Origin of the sequence: Enterococcus sp. DIV1337a (genome assembly GCF_051712285.1) — a bacterium.
GTDB lineage: Bacteria > Bacillota > Bacilli > Lactobacillales > Enterococcaceae > Enterococcus > Enterococcus faecalis.
Genome location: NZ_JBIOOP010000001.1, coordinates 563,836 through 584,793 on the forward strand (window position 1 = coordinate 563,836; position 20,958 = coordinate 584,793).

General features: G+C 37.4%; 22 protein-coding genes. 18 read left to right on the forward strand and 4 right to left on the reverse strand.

Translation table 11 applies throughout. From position 1 onward, the window contains the following. The gene (locus tag IGL49_RS02760) at positions 1 to 1,779 is read left to right on the forward strand and encodes a glycoside hydrolase family 35 protein (RefSeq protein ID WP_104855256.1); all 1,779 of its coding nucleotides are present in this window, start codon (positions 1 to 3) and stop codon (positions 1,777 to 1,779) included. A 24-nt stretch (positions 1,780 to 1,803) separates the two neighbouring features. Here IGL49_RS02760 and IGL49_RS02765 read toward each other — a convergent pair whose 3' ends face one another. Next, positions 1,804 to 2,511: a GntR family transcriptional regulator gene (locus IGL49_RS02765; RefSeq protein WP_104855255.1), complete on the reverse strand. Its 708-nt coding sequence runs from the start codon at positions 2,509 to 2,511 to the stop codon at positions 1,804 to 1,806. A 260-nt stretch (positions 2,512 to 2,771) separates the two neighbouring features. Between IGL49_RS02765 and IGL49_RS02770 the strand changes: the two genes are divergently transcribed. From IGL49_RS02770 to IGL49_RS02785, 4 genes are all read left to right on the forward strand, one after another. Next, on the forward strand, positions 2,772 to 3,665 hold the full coding sequence (locus IGL49_RS02770) for a PTS mannose/fructose/sorbose transporter subunit IIAB (RefSeq protein WP_241690078.1): 894 nt from the start codon (positions 2,772 to 2,774) through the stop codon (positions 3,663 to 3,665). Between the two features lie 48 nt (positions 3,666 to 3,713). Then, the gene (locus IGL49_RS02775; protein WP_104855253.1) at positions 3,714 to 4,505 is read left to right on the forward strand and encodes a PTS mannose/fructose/sorbose/N-acetylgalactosamine transporter subunit IIC; all 792 of its coding nucleotides are present in this window, start codon (positions 3,714 to 3,716) and stop codon (positions 4,503 to 4,505) included. After that, positions 4,498 to 5,298, forward strand: coding sequence for a PTS system mannose/fructose/sorbose family transporter subunit IID (locus IGL49_RS02780; protein ID WP_002383066.1), 801 nt, complete (start codon positions 4,498 to 4,500; stop codon positions 5,296 to 5,298). Before IGL49_RS02775 ends, IGL49_RS02780 begins: the two co-directional genes overlap by 8 nt. A 115-nt stretch (positions 5,299 to 5,413) precedes the next feature. Next, positions 5,414 to 8,428: a polysaccharide lyase 8 family protein gene (locus IGL49_RS02785; RefSeq protein WP_104855252.1), complete on the forward strand. Its 3,015-nt coding sequence runs from the start codon at positions 5,414 to 5,416 to the stop codon at positions 8,426 to 8,428. Positions 8,429 to 8,496: 68 nt separating this feature from the next. On the opposite strand, the gene IGL49_RS02790 is transcribed toward IGL49_RS02785, so the two are convergent. Together IGL49_RS02790 and IGL49_RS02795 are read right to left on the reverse strand one after the other, a co-directional pair. Next, complete coding sequence (locus IGL49_RS02790) at positions 8,497 to 8,820, reverse strand: DUF960 domain-containing protein (RefSeq protein ID WP_104855251.1); 324 nt, start codon at positions 8,818 to 8,820, stop codon at positions 8,497 to 8,499. A 248-nt stretch (positions 8,821 to 9,068) separates the two neighbouring features. Beyond that, positions 9,069 to 9,677 carry a 50S ribosomal protein L25/general stress protein Ctc gene (locus IGL49_RS02795; protein WP_104855250.1) on the reverse strand — a complete coding sequence of 203 codons (609 nt, stop codon included), beginning with the start codon at positions 9,675 to 9,677 and terminating at the stop codon, positions 9,069 to 9,071. A 330-nt stretch (positions 9,678 to 10,007) separates the two neighbouring features. On the opposite strand from IGL49_RS02795, the gene IGL49_RS02800 reads away from it, so the two are divergent. Next, a complete protein-coding gene (locus tag IGL49_RS02800; RefSeq protein WP_104858735.1) occupies positions 10,008 to 10,790 on the forward strand; it encodes a pseudouridine synthase in 783 nt (260 codons plus the stop codon). Then, positions 10,787 to 11,467 (forward strand): YjjG family noncanonical pyrimidine nucleotidase, encoded by a 681-nt coding sequence (locus IGL49_RS02805; protein WP_104855248.1) that lies wholly within the window; start codon positions 10,787 to 10,789, stop codon positions 11,465 to 11,467. The genes IGL49_RS02800 and IGL49_RS02805 overlap by 4 nt, the downstream gene beginning before the upstream one ends. A 36-nt stretch (positions 11,468 to 11,503) precedes the next feature. On the opposite strand, the gene IGL49_RS02810 is transcribed toward IGL49_RS02805, so the two are convergent. Continuing rightward, positions 11,504 to 11,959 carry a GNAT family N-acetyltransferase gene (locus IGL49_RS02810; protein ID WP_104854241.1) on the reverse strand — a complete coding sequence of 152 codons (456 nt, stop codon included), beginning with the start codon at positions 11,957 to 11,959 and terminating at the stop codon, positions 11,504 to 11,506. Between the two features lie 174 nt (positions 11,960 to 12,133). On the opposite strand from IGL49_RS02810, the gene udk reads away from it, so the two are divergent. The 11 genes from udk (at position 12,134) to IGL49_RS02865 (ending at position 20,956) form a co-directional block, all read left to right on the forward strand. Next, complete coding sequence (gene udk, locus IGL49_RS02815) at positions 12,134 to 12,763, forward strand: uridine kinase (protein WP_002355702.1); 630 nt, start codon at positions 12,134 to 12,136, stop codon at positions 12,761 to 12,763. A 169-nt stretch (positions 12,764 to 12,932) separates the two neighbouring features. Further along, entirely contained in the window at positions 12,933 to 13,274 is a 342-nt protein-coding gene (locus tag IGL49_RS02820) for a type II toxin-antitoxin system PemK/MazF family toxin (RefSeq protein WP_002355703.1), read from the forward strand. 101 nt (positions 13,275 to 13,375) lie between these two features. Beyond that, positions 13,376 to 14,341: a Gfo/Idh/MocA family protein gene (locus IGL49_RS02825; RefSeq protein WP_104854240.1), complete on the forward strand. Its 966-nt coding sequence runs from the start codon at positions 13,376 to 13,378 to the stop codon at positions 14,339 to 14,341. Between the two features lie 369 nt (positions 14,342 to 14,710). Continuing rightward, positions 14,711 to 16,630, forward strand: a complete 1,920-nt coding sequence (locus tag IGL49_RS02830; protein ID WP_104854239.1) for a BglG family transcription antiterminator — start codon at positions 14,711 to 14,713, stop codon at positions 16,628 to 16,630. After that, the gene (locus tag IGL49_RS02835) at positions 16,596 to 16,919 is read left to right on the forward strand and encodes a PRD domain-containing protein (protein ID WP_164982921.1); all 324 of its coding nucleotides are present in this window, start codon (positions 16,596 to 16,598) and stop codon (positions 16,917 to 16,919) included. The genes IGL49_RS02830 and IGL49_RS02835 overlap by 35 nt, the downstream gene beginning before the upstream one ends. A 14-nt stretch (positions 16,920 to 16,933) precedes the next feature. Beyond that, a complete protein-coding gene (locus tag IGL49_RS02840; RefSeq protein ID WP_002355707.1) occupies positions 16,934 to 17,290 on the forward strand; it encodes a glycine-rich SFCGS family protein in 357 nt (118 codons plus the stop codon). A gap of 30 nt (positions 17,291 to 17,320) precedes the next feature. Next, positions 17,321 to 17,677, forward strand: coding sequence for a DUF4312 family protein (locus tag IGL49_RS02845; RefSeq protein WP_002355708.1), 357 nt, complete (start codon positions 17,321 to 17,323; stop codon positions 17,675 to 17,677). A gap of 15 nt (positions 17,678 to 17,692) precedes the next feature. Continuing rightward, on the forward strand, positions 17,693 to 18,472 hold the full coding sequence (locus IGL49_RS02850) for a DUF4311 domain-containing protein (protein ID WP_104854237.1): 780 nt from the start codon (positions 17,693 to 17,695) through the stop codon (positions 18,470 to 18,472). 19 nt (positions 18,473 to 18,491) lie between these two features. Continuing rightward, complete coding sequence (locus tag IGL49_RS02855; protein WP_104854236.1) at positions 18,492 to 19,187, forward strand: DUF4310 family protein; 696 nt, start codon at positions 18,492 to 18,494, stop codon at positions 19,185 to 19,187. 130 nt (positions 19,188 to 19,317) lie between these two features. Beyond that, positions 19,318 to 20,631 carry a PTS sugar transporter subunit IIC gene (locus tag IGL49_RS02860; RefSeq protein ID WP_002358780.1) on the forward strand — a complete coding sequence of 438 codons (1,314 nt, stop codon included), beginning with the start codon at positions 19,318 to 19,320 and terminating at the stop codon, positions 20,629 to 20,631. Between the two features lie 25 nt (positions 20,632 to 20,656). Next, on the forward strand, positions 20,657 to 20,956 hold the full coding sequence (locus tag IGL49_RS02865) for a hypothetical protein (protein WP_164982898.1): 300 nt from the start codon (positions 20,657 to 20,659) through the stop codon (positions 20,954 to 20,956). The last annotated feature ends 2 nt before the right edge of the window (positions 20,957 to 20,958 follow it).

The following is a 20,958-nucleotide window of genomic DNA, read 5'->3' on the forward strand; positions in this document are numbered from 1 at the left end:
ATGCAAACGTTTGAGATTAAAGAAGACTTTTTATTAAATGGACAACCAATAAAAATTATTAGCGGGGCGATTCATTACTTTCGAATGACACCTAGACAATGGGAAGATAGCCTCTATAATCTGAAAGCTTTAGGGGCTAATACAGTAGAAACCTACATTCCTTGGAATATTCATGAACCAGAAGAAGGCGTATACGATTTTGAAGGAATGAAAAACATTGAAGCATTTGTCCGCTTGGCAGAAAAACTGAATTTACTAGTTATTCTGCGTCCTTCGGCTTATATTTGTGCAGAATGGGAGTTTGGTGGCTTACCCGCATGGCTTTTGAAAGAAAAAGGCGTGCGCTTACGTTCGACAGATCCTATTTTTATGACTAAAGTTCGTAACTATTTTCAAGTATTATTGCCTAAACTAGCACCTCTACAAATAACACAAGGTGGACCAGTGATCATGATGCAGGTTGAAAATGAATATGGGTCCTATGGCATGGAGAAAGCGTACTTGCGACAAACCAAGCAGATAATGGAAGAACTGGGGATTGAGGTTCCTCTTTTTACAGCTGATGGCGCTTGGGAAGAGGTTTTGGATGCGGGCACGTTAATTGAAGAGGATGTTTTTGTGACAGGAAATTTTGGTAGTCATTCGAAAGAAAATGCTGCCGTTTTGAAAAAATTTATGACTCGTCATGGTAAAAAATGGCCGTTGATGTGCATGGAATACTGGGACGGGTGGTTCAATCGTTGGGGCGAACCAGTGATTCAGCGAGAAGGTACCGACTTGGCGAAGGAAGTAAAAGACATGCTGACAGTGGGTTCTTTAAATCTCTATATGTTTCATGGAGGAACAAATTTCGGTTTTTATAACGGGTGTTCGGCGCGAGGAGCGAAAGATTTACCTCAAGTCACAAGCTATGATTATGATGCTTTATTAACAGAAGCAGGAGAACCAACAGAAAAATATTATGCCGTTCAAAAAGCAATTAAAGAAGTATGTCCAGAAGTTTGGCAAGCACAACCACGCACGAAAAAACTGGGGAATTTAGGAAGCTTTCCAGTAACTGCTAGCGTATCTTTATTCGCAGTAAAAGATCAAATGATGACACCGAAGACCACCACGTATCCATTAAGTATGGAAGAAGCTGGCTCAGGCTATGGCTACTTGCTTTATTCGTTTGATTTAAAAAATTATCATCATGAAAATAAACTAAAAGTCGTTGAGGCCAGTGATCGTTTACACATTTATGTAGATGGAGATTTAGCTGCTACCCAATATCAAGAGACAGTGGGAGAAGAGCTACTCATTTCAGGAAAAACTGAAAAAGACACACTTGCGTTAGATATTTTAGTGGAAAATTTAGGTCGCGTTAATTATGGCTTTAAATTAAATAATCCGACACAAAGTAAAGGAATTCGAGGTGGAGTGATGCAAGACATTCATTTTCATCAAGGCTATCAACACTATCCCTTAACTTTTTCACAAGAGCAATTAGCCAAGATTGATTACACAGCTGGAAAAAATCCATTGCAGCCTTCGTTTTATCAAGTAACATTTGAATTAAAACAGCTAGCAGACACGTATATTGACTGTCGAGGCTACGGCAAAGGAGTCGTTGTGGTCAATGGTCATCATCTAGGTCGTTATTGGGAAATGGGACCAATTCATTCGCTGTATTGTCCCAAAGAATTTTTACATCAAGGACAAAATGAAGTAGTAATTTTTGAAACAGAGGGAATTAACATTGAGTACTTGAAATTTACGAATCAAGTGATCATAGACTAAAAAAATAGAAGTAGAAGCTGAAATTTATTCGGCTTCTACTTCTATTTTGGTTTTGAAATATTTCCAATGTTTATAACTGATAATATATTCAGCAACACTACCATCTGCGAGATAGGAATGTTTGAGTTGTTTAACAGCGGGTTCACGAAAACTTAATTGAAGTAAATTCAATAACTCAGCATCTTCGGGAAAGACAATTTCATTTGTTTCTACAGAAGCCAACGAGAAGAGGTCTACTGAGAAATCTTTACGGACTCGTTCATACACACTTGCATAAGCTGTGAGGTCCTTTGAGAGCGGCTCTTTAACAAGCTTTTTGGGAAGATGTGTGATATGTACGAGAAAGGGTGTATCTTCAGAATAGCGAACACGCTTGATTTTATAATAAGAAGCGTTAGCTGGTAAGCCTAATTCCTTTAAAATTTCAGTTTGATTTTCTTCTTCAATTGAAAGGACTTTAACTTTTTCAGAGTCTAAAGAATGCAACTCGATATCAGAAAATTTTACATTTTGTGAAACTTTTGATTTCGAAACAAAGGTCCCTTTTCCTTGGATACGATACAAGTAACCTGCACTGGTTAGCTCATTCAGTGCTTTGACAGCTGTGATGGAGCTAACAGCATATTTTCGTTTAATATCGGCTTCGGAATAAAATTTATCACCAGGAATAAAGGTATGATTTTTTATTTCACGTAAAAGGTCTTGTTTGATTTGTTCGTATTTAGGTAACATGCGATTGCCTCCATTCTAGTAATCGAATGAATTAAGCATAACATGTTAACTAGTCTTTAGCAAACACTTTGAAAAAGAGGAAAGACAATTTTTATTTAAAGGATTCAAAAAAATAAATTCAATATATTAAGATATTAGGTTTACGGATAACTTAGTATGTGTTATAGTAAGTTCGTAGAAAACATAACATGTTAAGTAGAGTCATCTACATTTAGGGAGGGAAATTCGTGGAAAACATTGTACTAATTAGTCATGGTAGCATGGCTGAAGGCGTCAAAGTTAGCTTAGAAATGATTGTTGGTCGGCAAGAACACGTGCATACAGTCTCATTACGACCAGATAGCGACAATCTTCAATTTGAGAAAGAGCTAAACGAAAAAATGAAAGCCCTTAACGGTACGACACTGATTATTGCTGATTTACTTGGCGGAACGCCATGTAACGTGGCAACTAAGAATTATTTGAACGTTGACGGAGTGGAAATTATTGCAGGGATGACGCTTTCTGTTGTGATTGAAGCAGTGGTCAATCAACAGGCTTCGATTAAAGAATTAGTTTGTTTAGCACAAGAAAATATTGTTGATGTAAAGGCTGGAATGAATCAAGCAGAACAAGAGATTTCAGAAGCTAGCAAAGAAAAAGAGTTAAGTAACTATAGTCAGTATGCTGGAAAAGAAAATATTGTAAACACACGGATTGATGAACGCTTAATTCATGGACAAGTAGCGGGAATTTGGTCAACAAGTCTTAGTACACAGCGAATAATTGTAGCCAATGATGAGGCGGCTAAAGATCCTTTACAAAAATCATCTTTGAGAATGGCAGCGCCTTCTTCAATGCGTTTATCTGTTCTTGGAGTAGAAGCTGCCGCTAAAAATATTCAATCAGGTAAATATGGTAAGCAGCGTTTATTTTTATTATTTAAAAATCCGAAAGATGTGCTCCGCTTTATCGAAGCGCAAGGACCTATCAAGACTGTAAATGTTGGGAATATGAGTTACAAAGAAGGCGCACGCGAAGTAACAAAAAGTATTCAAGTTTTACCAGAAGAAGAACAAATTTTTGAAACAATCGCTTCAAAAGGCGTCACTGTGACAGCCCAATTAGTCCCAAACGATCCAGTCGTTGATTTTATGAAAAAATTACGCGGCTAAAAATGACAGACTAAGAAAGAATATTTTTAAATTTAGGAGGAAAATTCAATGCATTTAGCAGCGTATCAAATTATTTTAATTACTCTTTATGCGTTTATTGCTATTAATGACTCACTTATTTCAAATACGTTGACGCAACCAGCTATTGCTGGAATGATTTCTGGAATGATTATGGGAGATTTAAAAACTGGTTTAATGGTTGGCGGCACTCTTCAATTAATGCGTTTAGGAATTGCTGCTTTTGGTGGAGCATCAGTACCTGATTATTTCACAGGGGCTGTTTTAGGAACCGCTTTCGCTGTAATCTCTGGAAAAGGAGCGGAGTATGGTATTGGTTTAGCTGTTCCTGTTTCTCTGTTGATGTTGCAACTAGATGTAGTGGCCCGTTTTTGTAATGTCTTTTTACTTCATAGTGTCGATAAAGCGATTGATAAGATGCAAGTAAAACGGATTCCACGCTTAGTTTTATCTGGTTCTGTTCTATGGGGACTGTCTCGTGCCATTCCGATTTTATTAATGTTATTAGCGGGGGATGCTGTAGTAACAACGATTACCGATAACATGCCAGAATGGCTAATGACGGGCTTAAAAACAGCTGGAGGAGTATTACCTGTTGTCGGTGTAGGGATTTTATTACGTTACTTGCCAACGAAGCAATATATTCCCTATTTACTATTAGGCTTTTTCTTAGCGGCTTATTTAAAAGTTCCGATGTTAGGTGTTTCGATAGTTGGGCTGGTAGCAGCGATGCTTGTATTTAAACGTGATGGGGCAAAAAGCACGACACAAGTAACCACAGGAAATGGTGATTTTGAAGGAGGATATGACGGCGATGAGTAAGCATAAACTGACAAAAAAAGAATTAAATGCAATTAGCTGGCGTTATATTTTAGGAAGCCAATTAAACTGGAACTATGAACGTATGATGAGTTCAGGATATTTATACGGCATCTTACCTGTCTTAAAAAAATTCTATGGTCATGATGAAGCACAATTTCAAGATATGATGCGCACACACAATCAATTTTTTAACACCAATGCTATTTTCGGGAATTTAATTATGGGGATTGATGTTGCGATTGAAGAGCAAGATGGCTATAAAGCGAAAGAAACAATTATTGCGCTAAAAACAGCTCTGATGGGTTCTTTGGCAGGCGTGGGTGACTCTTTATTCCATGTTATTTGGGGCACAATTTTTGGTTCTGTTGCAGGGACACTGGCTCAAAATGGCTCCGTGGTTGGCTGTGTTATTTGGATTATTGCAAATATTGCATTATTATTTGGTCGGGCCGCACTCTTACCACTTGGTTATAAGCAGGGGGTCAAACTAGTGACAACCTTGAAAGACAAGTTATCTGCCTTTACGAATGCAGCAACTGTTCTTGGTGTGACTGTGATTGGTGCCTTAATTCCTTCAGTTATCAAGGCGACAGTTCCTTTTGTTTATAAAAAGAACGGGGTCGAATTAGTTATTCAAGATACGTTAGATGCGATTTTGCCTTCCTTAGTTCCGATCTTACTTGTTCTTTTGACTTATTGGATGTTAGGTCAAAAGAAATTAAATTCCACACGAGTGATTTGGATTATTTTAATTTTATCGATTGTTTTGAGTGCCTTTGGTATTTTGGCGTAAAAAGTATATTAAGTAATTTTCAGAGAGTCGGAGAGTGTAGAAAGTAGTTTTCTTCACTCTTTTTCTCTAATTTGTATGTAAGCGTTTTACAATATTTTTTTTAGGAGGAGAAAGAATGAAAAACAGAAAAATATGGTTAATGCTGGTCGGACTGTTTACTGCTTTGACGAGTGGACTTATGGGAACCACCCTTGCTTTTGCAGAAGAAAAAGAAGCAAGCCAAACGCTTGAGCAACCCTCTTACATTTCAGATTTCCCGAATCAAGTTGGGCATTGGCAAGATTTGGTGGGAACAGCAGAAAAAAAGAATGGTCCTGCTGGTTTATGGATAGCAAACACGAAACAAGGGACAAACCTAGAATCTGTCTCTATCAATCTTGATGCAAGCGAACAATCTTCAGGAGATCTTGAACTAACCTTTTTATATGAAGGACAAAGTAACTTCGGCTTGGTTTTTCGCGGAGATAAACAAAAGACGAGTCAATGGCAATCTTTTGCTTATAATCGTGACGGTCGCTGGCAATTAGGACAGCCGGGCGGTAAATGGCTAACTAATATTCCGGGACCAACATTACTAAGTGGCCAACAATATAAACTGCTGGTTCGCTATGACGAGAAAAAAATTCAGACATTCCTGAATGATCAATTATTTTATGAAAATGAAGAGGTTCATTATCCTGATGGTACGTCCATTAATGATGACTGGACGGGCGCTGTAGGAATTAGGCTATTTGGTAATCTATCAAAGCTGAATGTCATTTCTATGAAGAGCGGCTCCGTCGGTAGCATTCCTGTTATCGATTCATCTACAGAATATCGACAATTAAAAGAAAAGTGGCGAAATCAGCTTGTTTCAAAAGAGTATGATTCAACTAACCAAGCGCTTGTAAACTACGTCCAAAAAATCTCCAATGAAGCAACAGAACTCGATCAAACGATGAATAAAGAGTCGAACCGCAGCTATTTATGGCCACTAGAGTCTGGCAATACGCCATCTGCTGATTTAACGACTCAATTTACCAAATTGCAAAAATTAGCGGTAGCCTATGGAACGAAAGGGAGTACGCTTTACCAAGATGACAAATTGGCAGCAACCATTATTGATGGCTTAGATTTTATGGTGACGCAAAAAGGATATGATGGGAAAAAGTACCATGGAAATTGGTGGGACTGGCAAATTGGTGTGCCACAGAAGTTTCTTAATATTCTAATGATTTTAGAAGATAAAGTTTCTCCAGAAAAGCAACAAATCTATACAAATGCGCTGAGCAGTTATGTCCCAGATCCGTTTAAACAGTTGTATACAAAACCACAAGGAACGTTTGTGGATTTAGCTTTTATCCCAAATTTTGTGACATCAGGAGCAAACCGAACGGACTTAGCTTTAACTGTTTTGGGGTTAGGAATTTTACAAAAGGACAGCGGGAAAATTAACCAAGCATCCAGTAGTATCGTCGATGTATTTAAATTAGTCACAAAAGGGGATGGTTTTTACCAAGATGGTTCTTTTATCCAGCACAATAACATTCCTTATACAGGTTCGTATGGCAATGTATTGGTGAAAGGGGTTGGACAAATTTTGGCCATTACAGCAGATTCATCTTTTCAAATGGATGCAACTCTTGTGACAGAATTTGTTGAAAATGTTGATCGTGCCTTTCTTCCTTTGATTTATAAAGGTGAAATGCTACCAACTGTGAATGGCCGTTCCATCTCAAGAGCCCCAGCAGTTGGAAAAACAGGCTACGGCTCAACTACCATGTATAATTTATTAATTGTGGCTAAATTTGCTCCTAATAATTATCAAAAGAAATTTCAAGAAGCCGTTAAATATTGGATGAAGGAGAACCCAGATTATTATTTGACAAATGCTCGTGATTTTAATGATTTACAGATGACTATGCAACTTTTAACTAATCCAGAAATTATGGGAGGGCAACTTCCTTTTACAGGCACGAAACTTTATGCTTCGATGGATCGATTTGTCCAACGAACACCTAGTTATATGTTTGGGCTAGGCTTGTATTCGAAGCGCACTGCATCTTTTGAAGCAGGGAATAAAGAAAATAAACGTGGCTGGCATACTGGTGACGGAATGATGTACGTATATAATGATGACGAGGTTCAATTTAATTCCAGCTATTGGCCAACTGTAGATCCCTATCGACTACCAGGAACAACGGTCGATACCATTTCTTTGGCAGATGAAGTTTCGGCATTTACAACAATCACATCGAAAGAGCAATGGGTTGGTGGAGTAACGTCAGAAAATCAGGCAGTAGTAGGGATGGCTCTTAATAAAGACGGAACCAAAAATAATGGGAAACTTTTACCTATGAACTTACAAGCTAAAAAATCTTGGTTTGTATTAAATGGGCAAATTGTCGCATTAGGCGCAAGAATTAAAGGCGATACAGAAGCTTCGATTGAGACAATTGTTGATAATCGTTTGTTAAATGATGCCTATCAGTATCAAGTGCTATCAAACGTTGGGGAAATTCATGAGCAAAATGAAACGAGTAAAAAACAATGGTTATTACTAAAGTCGGATCATTCCAATGCTAATATGGGTTATTATTTTCCAGAAGAAACAACGGTTAATGTTAAAAGTGAAACTAGAAAAGGAACCTATAAAGCAATTAATGAAGCATTCCCAAGTGATAAAGAATATGTAGGTGATTATCGAACATTTACGATTCAACATGGTCAACACCCAACGAACGAGCATTATGCTTATGTAGTTTTACCAGGAATCGATGAAACTGATTTAAAAACATATGCTGCCAAAAAAACAGTAGAAGTTCTCTCAAATACAGAAGAAATTCAAGCAGTTAAGCAAGAAGAAGAAGGCTATCTTGGGGTTAATATTTGGTCAGAAACTGGCGGTACAATAGCAGGGATTACCTCAAATAAAGCTATTTCTTTAATGAGAAAGACACAACAACACCAAAAAACGTATACTTTCTCTGATCCCACACAAACAACTAAGACACTGACTTTAAAAATACCAAAAGATTACAGCACAGTAATTAGTCAAAGTGACGGAATCACTTATGATGATGCAACAGAAACCTTTACTATTAATTTTGAAAATGCCGCAGGAAGTAGTAAACAAATTATTGTAGAATAACTCAAAGAAATTAAAGTAGCCTCAAATTCCAGTTTAATCGGAATTTGAGGCTACTTTGTAGAAATTATTTAAGATTCTAACATTTCTGCAGGTAATAAAATCGTTTCACGATGGCCATCATCAAAAGCAAAAATTCGCGACGGATATGCCGTAGAATAACTAAATGGTAAGTCGATGGCCATTTCTACTGAACTATTTTCTTGAGAAAAATGGACAGTCACTTTGCCATTATTGTTCAACAAATCAAAGTGAAGTAAGTCGTTTAAAGAGATAACCCCTTTTAGATTTAAGTCAATAATCAACCAAATACTATCAATTAAGCCACTAGGTAAGCTAGAAACAACACCTAATGAAGCATAGCGGCTACGGTCACTATCAAAACGTTCAAACATATGGATGACCTCCTTTTTGTTTACTTACTTTTAGTATACTGCAAATTTAAAAAAAAGAAATTGTTTCGTTTGAAAATATTGCGTAGATTAGCAAAAATTTAATATTCCTCTGTAGCTTCCTGACTTGGGGGCATCGTTTATGTATAGAAACCAAGACATGCAGTAAAAAGAAAGAGGGAGGTACGTTGTTTCAACGTACCTCCCTCTTTCTAAAACTTAAGATAATCAGCTGAACAAAAGTGTTCTCTTTATTCGGCTAATTCTGGTTCAGTTGTTTCAGCAGCTGTTCCTTCTTCTTCTTCAGGAGCAGTTTGTGCTTCAACAATAGCAACTAGTTGTTCTTCTGGATCAGTTAAAATTTCATAGTCTTTGTGTTCAGGTAAATCAGCGATTGTAAGAGCATCACCAATTTCTAAATTTGTAATATCTACTTCAATTGATTCTGGTAATTTATCTGGTGTGGCTGCCACTAAAACAGTGTACAAGTTTTGAGCTAAGGTGCCCCCAGCTTTCACACCTACAGATTCACCAACTAATTGAACTTCTGCTTCGACTTCTGTTGTTTCTTTCATATTTACAGATAAGAATTCAACATGAAGCATTTGACCAGTAAAGGTATCTAATTGTGCTTTTGACATTAATGTGTTGATGTTTTTGCCATCAACTGTCATTTTAATAACGGTGTTAGCACCATGTTCGCGTAAAATTTTTGATAAGTCTTTTTCTTCAAAATAGATTGGTGTACTTTCAATTTGGTAACCGTAAACAATGGCAGGTACTTTCCCTTCGTGACGTAGCTGATTTCTTAGTGAACGTGGACGGATAGCTCTTTCTTTAACTTCTAATTGTACTGACATAACCTAATTCCTCCTTGAAATAATGAGTGATTTGGTTAAACTCAGAAACAAAACATAATGGAAAAAAGAAACTCTTTTTTCAGTTGTTCTTGTCTAGAAAAATGCTAACAATAATCAAAAAATCCCCACAAATATTGCCAGGCAACACTCATGGGAATGGTTCATTGTTATCGTTGTTCTCTCCCAGGTCATTACGCTGTTTTTGAGAAACCTTTATTTACTTTACTTATTAACCGTAACACTTATATTTTTATACGTCAAGGAATTACCTTTTTCTACTTTTCATCTTTAACGGATTCTACTATACTAATACCAGAATGGAGCGGAACAATGCGATTAGATAAATTACTAGAAGAACTTCAGTTTGGATCACGCAAAACAGTGAAACGATTAATCAAAGGCAAGCAGGTCACTGTGGATGGCATCGTGACATTAAATGAAAGCCAAAATGTCGATGCGCAATTACAAATGATTAAAGTAAAAGGAAAATTAAATTCGCATAAGACCCATGTGTACTATATGTTGAATAAGCCAAAAGGTGTGGTGAGCGCTGTCTCAGATGCATCTAAAAAAACAGTCATTGATTTGATTGCGCCGCAAGACAGACGCCCTGGTCTTTATCCAGTGGGAAGACTCGATGGCGATACGGAAGGGTTACTTCTATTAACAGATAATGGACAATTAGGGTATCAATTAATTCGGCCAAATAAAGAAGTAGCGAAATGTTATGAAGTAAAAGTCAATGGTTTGGTCTCTGCAGAAGATTGTGCTAAATTTAAAGATGGGATTGTTTTGCAAGGGGGCATTCAATGTAAGCCAGCAAAAATAACTGTTCTTACAGCGACTGAAACGGAGAGTCATGTTTTCCTAACTATTCAAGAAGGAAAATTTCACCAAGTGAAAAAAATGTTTTTATCCGTGGGGAAAAAAGTGACTGCTTTAAAACGCCAAACTATGGGGCCGTTGCGGCTAGATCCGCAATTACCTTTAGGTGCTTATCGTTCATTAACAAGAGAAGAGTTACAATTGCTATTGCCTTATTTTTTTATTGAAAAACAACAAACAAGCAAAGCGTTACCGAGTAATTTGAAAAGAGAAGAGGAACGGAAATGAAAACATTGCTTTTTGATGTTGATGATACATTGTTAGATTTTAAATTGGCTGAAAAGAAGGCGCTCCATGCCTTATTTGAAGAAGAAAATGTACCATTTACATCTGAAGTCGAGTCAACATACCACCGAATTAATCAAGGATTATGGCGTTCATTTGAAGAAGGAAAAATAACAAAAGATGTTCTCCTTGATACACGGTTTGGTTTATTGTTTGACGCGTTTAATCGAGAAGTTGATAGCGTTAAAATGGGAGAAAACTACCGAGAATATTTAAGTCAAGGACATGACTTGCTTGGCAATAGTCAACGTATTTTGGAAAAATTAGCACCCCATTATGATTTATATATTGTGACAAACGGAGTGGCAAAAACACAGTATCGTCGGTTGGAAGATTCGAAATTAATGCCTTATTTTAAAGATATTTTTGTTTCAGAAGAAGTGGGTTATCAAAAACCGATGAAAGAGTATTTTGATTTTGTTTTTGAACGGATTCCTAATTTTAGTCGAGAAAAAACAATGATTATTGGCGATTCTTTGCATTCAGATATTCAAGGAGGCCAACAAGCGAAAATTCAAACGGTTTGGCTCAATCCAACCGCCGCTCCAGCAACACCAACCATTCAACCCAATTATACGATTCAACAGCTAGATGAGTTGTTACCAATTCTTGGGCATTAAAAAAACAACATTTCCTGTGCAGGAAATGTTGTTTTTTTAACTTAAGTGTAAACGTAAGCGAACCATATCCTTTAAAGGTAAACCGTTTTCCGTAATAGGCTCATCATAATGATGGATAAAAAAATCTGGTTCAATATGTGTCATCCGAAAACCGACTTTTTGATAGAGATATAGCTGTTGAAAGCCTGTGCTCCCAGTCCCAATTTCCAAATAATCATACTTTTCTTTTTTGGCAAAATCAATGGCAAAATGTAATAATTCTTGCCCAATGCCCCGCCCTCGGCTTTCTGCTGAGACAGCGATGTTTACGATTTCCAATGTCCGTGGGTGAGTTGGCAACACGACTAAAATTCCTTGAAGATGTTCAGTCTGATAGTCAAAGCAAATGCCGCGGGTAATGTAATCTGCCACCATTTTTTTTGAGGGATCTGCCTCATAAAGAAGGGCGTAATGCGCAGTTGTAAGTGCTTCTTTTTTAACTTTTTTAATCATAGGTAGGATTCTCCTTTTATTGATAAGTATACTGTAATTGAAAGAAGTGTGGGCAGATTTTTCATAAGAAGATAAAAATCACATGAAAAGTCTTGGAAAAGGTCTGGCATTCTTCAGAGTTTTCATTATAATAGTAAAAGACAATGAAGTTTTTGAAAAGAAAGAGGTTTATACATGAAAGATAGTCAGCCAATTATCATTGGTGTTACTGGCGGATCAGGAAGCGGAAAAACCAGTGTTAGCCGTGCGATTTTTAATAATTTTCCCGATCATTCAATTATGATGTTAGAACAGGATTCTTATTATAAAGATCAGAGCCATTTGAGTTTTGAAGAACGTTTAAATACCAATTATGATCATCCTTTTGCGTTTGATACAGATTTATTGATTCAACATGTTGAACAACTGTTAAACTATCAAGCCATTGAAAAGCCAGTTTATGACTACGTTGCGCATACAAGAAGTACAGAAACGGTGATACAAGAACCGAAAGAAGTAATTATTCTTGAAGGGATTTTAATTTTAGAAGATCGCCGCTTAAGGGATTTAATGGATATTAAAGTGTATGTGGATACAGATGATGACATCCGTATTATTCGTCGAATCAAGCGTGATATGGAAGAACGTGGCCGTACTTTGGATTCTGTGATTGAACAATATTTGACAGTCGTGAAGCCCATGTATCACCAATTTATTGAACCTACGAAACGTTATGCAGATATTATTGTGCCAGAAGGTGGCGAAAACCACGTCGCTATTGATTTAATTAATACAAAAGTGGATAGTATTTTAACAAAAATGTAACAGTCAGCTTAAATAGGCGTCTCTATATCAGAGTCGACTGTTTAAGCTTTTTTTTGACTTTTAAAGGGTGGTTTTATCAAATATTTTAAGGGATAGCTAAAAAGTTGAAAATATTGCAAGAAACAATATGCTATAATTTTTTAAAGGAAAAGGAGGGAAGGGAATCTGAATGATAAAAAGAGGTGAGGTTTTTTATGCGAATCTCTCACCAGTTGTTGGTTCCGAACAAGGTGGGATTCGACCTGTCCTGATTATTCAAAATAACAAAGGTAACTTATTTAGTCCAACGTTGATTGTTGCACCGATTACCCGTAACGTAAGCAAGCGGCTGCAACCAACGCAAGTCCTCATCGAAATTCCCCATAACGAGTGCAGGACACCATCACTTATTTTGTTAGAACAAATTCGAACATTGGATAAAGAACGAATGCTACACAAGGTTTGTCAACTTTCTCGTGAAGAGATGGAACAGGTCAATCAAGCTTTAAAAGTTAGCGTTGGTATCCGTTAATTTACATATAAAGAAATCGTTTTGGGGAAACGGTTTCTTTTTTTATTGAAATAGTTTCCAAATATTCGTTTTTCTCGTATAGTGAAAGAGGAGGCGATCACATGGATAAAATTCGTTATGGAATTATGAGTACTGCCCAAATTGTCCCAAGATTTGTAGCAGGGCTTCGAGAAAGTGCGCAAGCTGAAGTGCGCGGGATTGCGTCAAGGCGTTTAGACAATGCTCAAAAAATGGCTAAAGAATTAGCGATTCCGGTGGCTTATGGCAGTTATGAAGAGTTATGTAAGGATGAAACAATTGATATTATTTATATTCCCACCTACAATCAAGGACATTACTCAGCAGCTAAGCTTGCGTTATCACAAGGAAAACCCGTCCTATTGGAAAAACCATTTACATTAAATGCTGCTGAAGCAGAAGAACTCTTTGCAATCGCACAGGAGCAAGGGGTTTTTCTAATGGAAGCTCAGAAGTCTGTCTTTTTACCAATTACCCAAAAAGTAAAGGCGACGATTCAAGAAGGGAGATTGGGAGAGATTTTATGGGTTCAGTCAGTTACTGCCTATCCCAATGTGGATCATATTCCCTGGTTTTACTCGAGAGAAGCGGGTGGTGGAGCGCTTCATGGTTCAGGAAGTTATCCATTACAATACTTACAATACGTATTAGGGAAAGAGATTCAAGCGGTTACGGGAACCGCAACATATCAGCAAGGAGCGACGGATAGTCAATGTAATTTAGCTTTGAAATTTGCTGAAGGGACGCTGGGCAATATTTTTATTAATGTTGGTTTAAAGATACCTAGTGAAATGACCATCTGTGGGACAAAAGGGCAAATCGTTATTCCTAATTTCTGGAAAACAGATTGTGCTTATTATACAGATGCTCAAGGTAACACTGTCAAATGGTCTGAACAATTCACTAGTGAATTTACGTATGAAATCAATCATGTGAATCAATGTTTACAAGACAAAAAGTTAACTAGCCCCGTAATGACGAAGGAATTAACGATAGCAACCGTTAAAATTGTTGAAAGTTTTTATCAAGAATGGTTCGATAACGAATAATTACCATCACTTGCTATCCAAACTATTCTGTGTTAAAGTGTGTTTTATGCGACGAGTTGACTCAATCAGATAGCTTCGGCTATTCCGTTTTGACGGCTAGTGATTGTCAAACACAACGACACCAGATAGTACGGCTATCAGTTACCGGATTTGTAACGTGTCGGACAGAATACTTTTGTGGAGAAGGTTTCTGTCTATTTATGCAAATAAATAGTGTGGTATCCCTTAACAGTAGTAACTGTTAAGGGATTTTTTTGTATGAAAAGAGAAGTGTTGCACTTTTATAAGTGCAACTTTTTTGTGTTGTGGAACAGATAAAATAACGCTATAGTTTTAAGTGTAAAGGGAAAAGAAAAGAGGTGACAAGGCATGACCGTGTTGTTGTCCAAAAGAGCGATAAATATTTTATTGATGCTTTTGGATTTGGAAGGGAGTATTACCACGCAAGAATTAGCTGAGAACTTTACTGTCAGTGTTCGAACAATTAAGTATGATTTAGAAGATATTCGTGCTTGGTTTGAACAGCACGATGAGACACTTTATTCAAAACGAAATAAGGGCATCTGGCTAGATTTACCTGACTCGAAACGCTTACTGTTAAAAAATGAAATTATCGATGTCGATCGATTTGAAACCTATCCTGATCAAAAAAGACGAGTCAATGTATTGATTTTTCAGCTATTGTCAGTCAAAGGATACTTAACGGCACAGCAGCTGGCAGATGAATTATTAGTGAGCCGAAACACGATTGTCAGTGATTTGGAACAGGTCGAACGGTTGCTGCAAGCATATGATTTAACCTTAATTCGCCAAGCACGGCAAGGGTTTACAATTAGTGGTGAAGAAAGCAATGTACGCTTACTGATGGAATTTATCACTCAAAAAGAGCTTACAGAATACGATATTTACCAAATTATGAACTATGTGACAAAGACAAAAGGGGCTGAAAAAATCCCTAAAATTAAATTTGGGTCAGGGACATTATTTCAAGGTTGTTATCGTAGTGCATTGAAAAAAATGCGAAATTTAATTAATCCACTCGATCAAAATCAATTTGATTATGCCGAAATATTATCTATTACGTTGAGAGTGGCAATTGCCGCAGCACGTATGCAGATGGCGCATACAATTGGGACTTACCGAGTGTTATCGCAAAAAACACGCTTTGAACAACGGAACGAAGTACCACTTTTACTTTTACAAGAGGTGTTTGAACGGTATGACTTGCCTTTATTAGCGGATGAATATTTTTATATTTATAGTGATTTATTCGGAACCCATCAACGGCAAGATATGGTTCAATTAACAAAACAAGTGATTGAAAGCGTTTCAAAAGAGCTGAATTATCCTTTTGTAAATGATCGCCAATTATTTACGAACTTGTTTGCGCACCTGTCCTTACGTTTTACTAAGAAACATTTATTTATCAATGAATACAATCCGTTTTCTGAAGAAATCAAAGGAAAACATCCAGCGTTATTTTTAGCTATTCAATGTGCCTGTAAACAATTAATTCAACGTTCTGTTTTGTTAGTCAACGATTCTTTCTGCGCATATATTGCGTTGCATTTTTTGGCAGCTCAGGAACGACAACAGCAGGAAGCTAAAGTTGTTAGGATTGTGTATGTTTGCTCGACGGGCTTAGGTGTGACCAGTTTAATTGAACAAAAAATTTTAGAGGAAGTACCAAACGTTGAACTCGCGGGATTTGCTTCTGTTTTAAATGCAACTGAAGTGATTCAAGCAGAAAAGCCTGATTTGGTATTGAGTATTTTCCCAATTGAAGAAATGACATACCCATTTATTAAAGTTAGTCCATTGTTGACGGACACAGACTTAAGTTTGATTCGGGAAGAGGTCGATAAAATTTTATTAGGGAAACGTCAAGGCAAAGGTACCGCTCGTTCCACGAAATCTGATGTAATTGAAAAAAATGAACGGATACAAAGCCAAGATTTATTAGTAAAAGCGTATATTATTTATGAAGAGTTAAAACGAATGTTTCAAACAAAGTTACTGAGCGAATATCAAGAAGCCTTTTTACTTCACGTTTTATTAATGACACATCGGATTACGTTTAATAAACAATACGAAGAGATCCCTTGTAATAGAGAAGTATTCCATGAAAGTCAAGAAGAAATTCGGCAAATTGAATGTTTATTTGCTAAAAATGAGTTACCTGTCAATCATGCTGAAATTTCAGCATTACTTAATTATTTAGAACAACCAAAGGAGGAAGAGGATGGAACTAGCAATGGAAGCACAGGAGATCATTCGACAAAGTGCTGAACCAGAAAAGCTCCAATCGATTATCAAACAAACCAGCGCGCGATTAGCAGAAGCACAAATTGAACCAACGGAATTACAGTGGACGATTTTGATTAACCATCTTAGTGAGATGTTGAATCGTTCAAGAGAAGGAACGACATTAGCTGGTGTTGATCGGACGTTATTTACGGAACTAACACCAGAAACGTTGAAAATTGCACAAGAAACAACAGAAGCAATTGGTCAGTTATCAGAAGATGAGTGGTATGTTTTAGCTGTTCATTTTGAAGTTGCTAAACAAAACAATTAATAGGAGGAAAAGTTATGATTACAGTAGTTATCGCAGATCGTTTAGGAAAAGGACAAAATGTTGCAAAAGGAGTGGAGCAAGCCGGTGGACGCGCGGTTGTTGTTCCAGGAATGGGTGCAGATATGCGTTTAGGCGATGTGATGCAACAAGAAAAGGCAGATTTAGGCATTTCTTTCTGTGGCAGTGGTGGTGCAGGGGCGTTAACAGCTGCTACTAAATACGGGTATCCCGAAAGACATGGCATGCGATCAATCGAAGAAGGGGTAACAGCAATTAACGATGGGAAAACTGTTCTTGGATTTGGTTTTATGGATCAGGAAGAACTTGGTAAACGAGTAACTGAAGCATTTATTAAGAAACACGGAGCATAGAAAGTAGTAACTTAGAAAGGAGCGGTAATTATGGATGCCACAAAACGGTCAACACAAACCGTGATTGTTTCTGGAAAAGGTAATAAGAAGAATGAAGCTTTTGCAAGTGCATTGAATGATGTTTCAAAAAAAGTATTAAAAGAAACAACAGAGGTCCTCATCCGGATTGAACCGAAAGAAGTAACTATTCGTCAGGCAAAAGAACAAGTTTATACAGAAAAATTTCTGTTCTTCTTCTTTCCTAGAAAGAGAGTGATTTATCATGTCGAACTAGCTGTAGAAGTGGAAATCCAAGCCATTGCAGTCGAAGAAGTTGATTTTTTAACGGAAACAATTAAAGAACCGAACGCAGTAGTAGTTCCGTTTCTTTCAAAAAGAGGCGTATAAAGGGAGGAAGAAGGAATGGAATTTGTAATCATTTTGCTGAAGTCATTGCTTATTGGTGGTTTACTAGGTTTTGCAGCTGGCGCAGGCGCTGCTCGGATGTTTCATGCACCACAAACGCAAGGGCTAGGGGCATTTAGAACATTAGGAGAAATGAACGCGGCACAAGGAGATCCAGCATCACACTTTTCTTTTGGTTTAGGTTTTTTCTTTAATGCTTGGGCTTCAGCCGTCGGAGCAGGGGCCTTTACACAAGATGTAACCCACCGGATTGTACCTAACTGGGCTGCAGCAATTTTATTGGTAAAGGATAAAGATGTCACTAAAACGATGCATAATCCCCAAAAAATGGGGATTGTCGGGGCCTTTGTAGGGATGGCGACTGTGACATTCTTAAATAGTACGGCTGCAGCAATTCCAGAATCGCTTCAAGTAACAGCAGTTGCGGTGTTGGTACCTGCAGCAACGATTTTAATCAATACTGTGATGCCCGTGTTATTCTGGCTAGCGGCTTTAGATGCAGGAAAACGGACGGGTTTCTGGGGAACGTTATTTGGCGGATTATCTCAATTAGTCATGGGCAATGCTGTTCCAGGAGTTGTATTAGGGATCTTAATCGGTAAAGGTGTCGATGATTTAGGGTGGACCCGAATGACACGCGGCATGCTTGGTGCCATTATCTTATTATTTATTTTAAGTGGCTTCTTCCGAGGTTTCGACTTAGAAATGATCGAAAGTTTCCGCTTGTCGATTCCTCAATGGTTAAATAATTTACACAATGTTTTCACCGTTAAATAGAAAAAAGGAGGTCTCATAGATGGAACAGCAAGAAAAAAATGAATGGGCACAGCAAGAACAAGAAATTCAAGAAGGTTTAACAGGCAAAAGTTTTTGGTATGCTGACTGGGGCTTTCCCATTTTAGTCGGGATTATGTCAGCGGCAATTTTTGCAGGAACACATATGTATGTAGTTTATGGCGTGGGCGCGTTCAATGAAGTTTCAATTGTCGCGATGCTAAAAGCTGGTTTAGATGGTGGTTCTTATGGCGCTGCCGCAGCATTTGGTGCAAGTTTCCTGTTTGCACGAATTTTAGAAGGTTCCTTAGTCGGGATTTTAGATTTAGGTGGCTCAATTTTAACGGGGCTCGGGATTGGTGTACCTGCAATTTTCCTCAGCATGGGAATTAAAGCGCCTGTAGAAAACTTCGGCTTAGCACTTTTAACGGGTGCGATACTAGGATTAGCAGTTGGTGGCGTGATTGTGTTGATTCGGAAGTTTACCATCAATCAAGGAAACTCCACTTTTGGTGCGGATGTGATGATGGGTGCTGGTAATGCCTCCGGACGTTTCTTAGGACCGTTAATTATTTTGAGTGCGGCGGGTGCTTCAATTCCTATTGGGATTGGTGCCACATTAGGAGCTTTAGGTTTTTACATTTGGAAAAAACCAATTGCTGGTGGTGCAATTTTAGGCGCAATGATTTTTGGTGCAATATTCCCAGTTTCTTTATAATAAGAAAAAGCCTTTTGTTTTGCACTTTCTCTGTCACGAATACGAATAAGCGTTTACATTATAATGTTACTATGTTATTATGAATGCGAAATAATTATTATTTTTATTAGTTGAACGGAGGAATTAACAGATGAATGGTTTTGTACAGTGGATGGAAGTTAAGTTAATGCCGATTGCGAATAAATTTGGTTCGCAACGCCATATGACAGCGATTAGAAAAGGATTAATTGCAACGATGCCTTTAACAATTGTGGGCTCATTCTTTACAATTTTTCAAAATATTCCAATTGAGGCATACACAAAATTGATTGAACCGTATCAAGCAATTTTAGATATTCCTTCCCGCTATACGATGGGATTACTTGCACTTTATGCAACATTTGGGATTGCTTCATCATTGGCCAAAAGTTATAAGCTTGACTCTTTGACGTGCGGAATTTTAGCATTAATGGCCTTTTTAGTAACAGCAGCACCACCAACACGTGTCTTTGAAGATGTTGACAACGTCATTACAGCAGGGCGCTATATTAATTTAGCAAATTTAGGTTCAGCTTCTTTATTTGGTGCGATTGTAACAGCGTTGTTATCTGTTGAAATTTATCGCTTCTTTATTGAAAAAGATATTATGATTAAGATGCCAGATGGTGTACCGCCTGAAGTGTCAAATTCATTTATTGCGTTAATTCCAGGAGCAGTTATTCTTTTATTATTCTGGGTTATTCGCCACGTAATTGGTTTTGATTTGAATGGTTTCTTGAGTACGTTATTAATGCCACTTAAAGGTATCCTTGCTGGTAACAGTTTATTTGGCGGATTACTAACAGTCTTCTTAATCTGTTTCTTCTGGGTTTTAGGGATTCATGGTCCAGCGATTATGGGCCCAGTTATTCGTCCTTTCTGGGATATGTCGATTGCAGAAAACCTTGAAGCTTTTACCAATGGTGCAAATGTTCATCAGTTACCTAATATTTTTACAGAACAGTTTTTACAATGGTTTATCTGGATTGGTGGCGCTGGAACTACGCTTTCTTTAGTTGTTTTAATGATGTTTTCTAAATCAACGTATCTGAAAAGTCTTGGCCGTTTATCGTTCTTACCAGGCTTGTTTAATATTAATGAACCAGTTATTTTCGGAACGCCTATCGTAATGAATCCTATTTTAGGTATTCCGTTTATCGTGGCACCGTTAATTACAACAACGTTATCTTATTTCTTAACAGTCGCTAATATAATTCCGATGATGGCTGCACGCTTAGCGTTTGCAATTCCAGCACCAATTGCTGCTTGGATGAGTACCAATTGGAGTTTTTCGGCCGCAGTATTAGTGATTGTTAACTTCTTAATTACAATGGCTATCTACTATCCATTTTTCAAAGTTTATGAAAAACAACAATTGGATAAAGAAGCAGAAGAATTAGCAGCTGAACAAGCAGCGAAAAATTAAAAAATGTTAGGGCGGGTGTTCTGATATGAATATCCTGCCCCTTCTAAGTCAGAGAAGAAAGTCAGGAGCGTATAAGATGATTATTTGGTTCATTTTCTTTTTTATCGTTAGTCAAATTATTATAGAAAAAGGGCAGTTGCATACTGTTGTTTATCAACTTGGTTTAGTAAAGACGTTGGTTTTTACGGCAGTTTGTATTACTCTTTCCATGATAATTGGCGGATTTCTAAATCAACCAGTATTGCTCGTTGGCTCTACAACAATCCTGTGTAGCTCGGTGATTGCTTGGAAATTTCGAAATAAATTTGAAAATAGCGGAGTGTGAGA

Coding starts and splice junctions, on each gene's coding strand:
- IGL49_RS02810 (WP_104854241.1), bottom strand. CDS start 11,959: ATGATTAAAAAAGTTAAAAAAGAAGCACTTACAACTGCGCATTACGCC.
- IGL49_RS02775 (WP_104855253.1), top strand. CDS start 3,714: ATGCATTTAGCAGCGTATCAAATTATTTTAATTACTCTTTATGCGTTT.
- IGL49_RS02785 (WP_104855252.1), top strand. CDS start 5,414: ATGAAAAACAGAAAAATATGGTTAATGCTGGTCGGACTGTTTACTGCT.
- IGL49_RS02825 (WP_104854240.1), top strand. CDS start 13,376: ATGGATAAAATTCGTTATGGAATTATGAGTACTGCCCAAATTGTCCCA.
- IGL49_RS02795 (WP_104855250.1), bottom strand. CDS start 9,677: ATGTCAGTACAATTAGAAGTTAAAGAAAGAGCTATCCGTCCACGTTCA.
- IGL49_RS02805 (WP_104855248.1), top strand. CDS start 10,787: ATGAAAACATTGCTTTTTGATGTTGATGATACATTGTTAGATTTTAAA.
- IGL49_RS02855 (WP_104854236.1), top strand. CDS start 18,492: ATGGAACAGCAAGAAAAAAATGAATGGGCACAGCAAGAACAAGAAATT.
- udk (WP_002355702.1), top strand. CDS start 12,134: ATGAAAGATAGTCAGCCAATTATCATTGGTGTTACTGGCGGATCAGGA.
- IGL49_RS02840 (WP_002355707.1), top strand. CDS start 16,934: ATGATTACAGTAGTTATCGCAGATCGTTTAGGAAAAGGACAAAATGTT.
- IGL49_RS02865 (WP_164982898.1), top strand. CDS start 20,657: ATGAATATCCTGCCCCTTCTAAGTCAGAGAAGAAAGTCAGGAGCGTAT.
- IGL49_RS02770 (WP_241690078.1), top strand. CDS start 2,772: ATGGCTGAAGGCGTCAAAGTTAGCTTAGAAATGATTGTTGGTCGGCAA.
- IGL49_RS02800 (WP_104858735.1), top strand. CDS start 10,008: ATGCGATTAGATAAATTACTAGAAGAACTTCAGTTTGGATCACGCAAA.
- IGL49_RS02830 (WP_104854239.1), top strand. CDS start 14,711: ATGACCGTGTTGTTGTCCAAAAGAGCGATAAATATTTTATTGATGCTT.
- IGL49_RS02790 (WP_104855251.1), bottom strand. CDS start 8,820: ATGTTTGAACGTTTTGATAGTGACCGTAGCCGCTATGCTTCATTAGGT.
- IGL49_RS02760 (WP_104855256.1), top strand. CDS start 1: ATGCAAACGTTTGAGATTAAAGAAGACTTTTTATTAAATGGACAACCA.
- IGL49_RS02860 (WP_002358780.1), top strand. CDS start 19,318: ATGAATGGTTTTGTACAGTGGATGGAAGTTAAGTTAATGCCGATTGCG.
- IGL49_RS02845 (WP_002355708.1), top strand. CDS start 17,321: ATGGATGCCACAAAACGGTCAACACAAACCGTGATTGTTTCTGGAAAA.
- IGL49_RS02780 (WP_002383066.1), top strand. CDS start 4,498: ATGAGTAAGCATAAACTGACAAAAAAAGAATTAAATGCAATTAGCTGG.
- IGL49_RS02765 (WP_104855255.1), bottom strand. CDS start 2,511: ATGTTACCTAAATACGAACAAATCAAACAAGACCTTTTACGTGAAATA.
- IGL49_RS02850 (WP_104854237.1), top strand. CDS start 17,693: ATGGAATTTGTAATCATTTTGCTGAAGTCATTGCTTATTGGTGGTTTA.
- IGL49_RS02835 (WP_164982921.1), top strand. CDS start 16,596: ATGGAAGCACAGGAGATCATTCGACAAAGTGCTGAACCAGAAAAGCTC.
- IGL49_RS02820 (WP_002355703.1), top strand. CDS start 12,933: ATGATAAAAAGAGGTGAGGTTTTTTATGCGAATCTCTCACCAGTTGTT.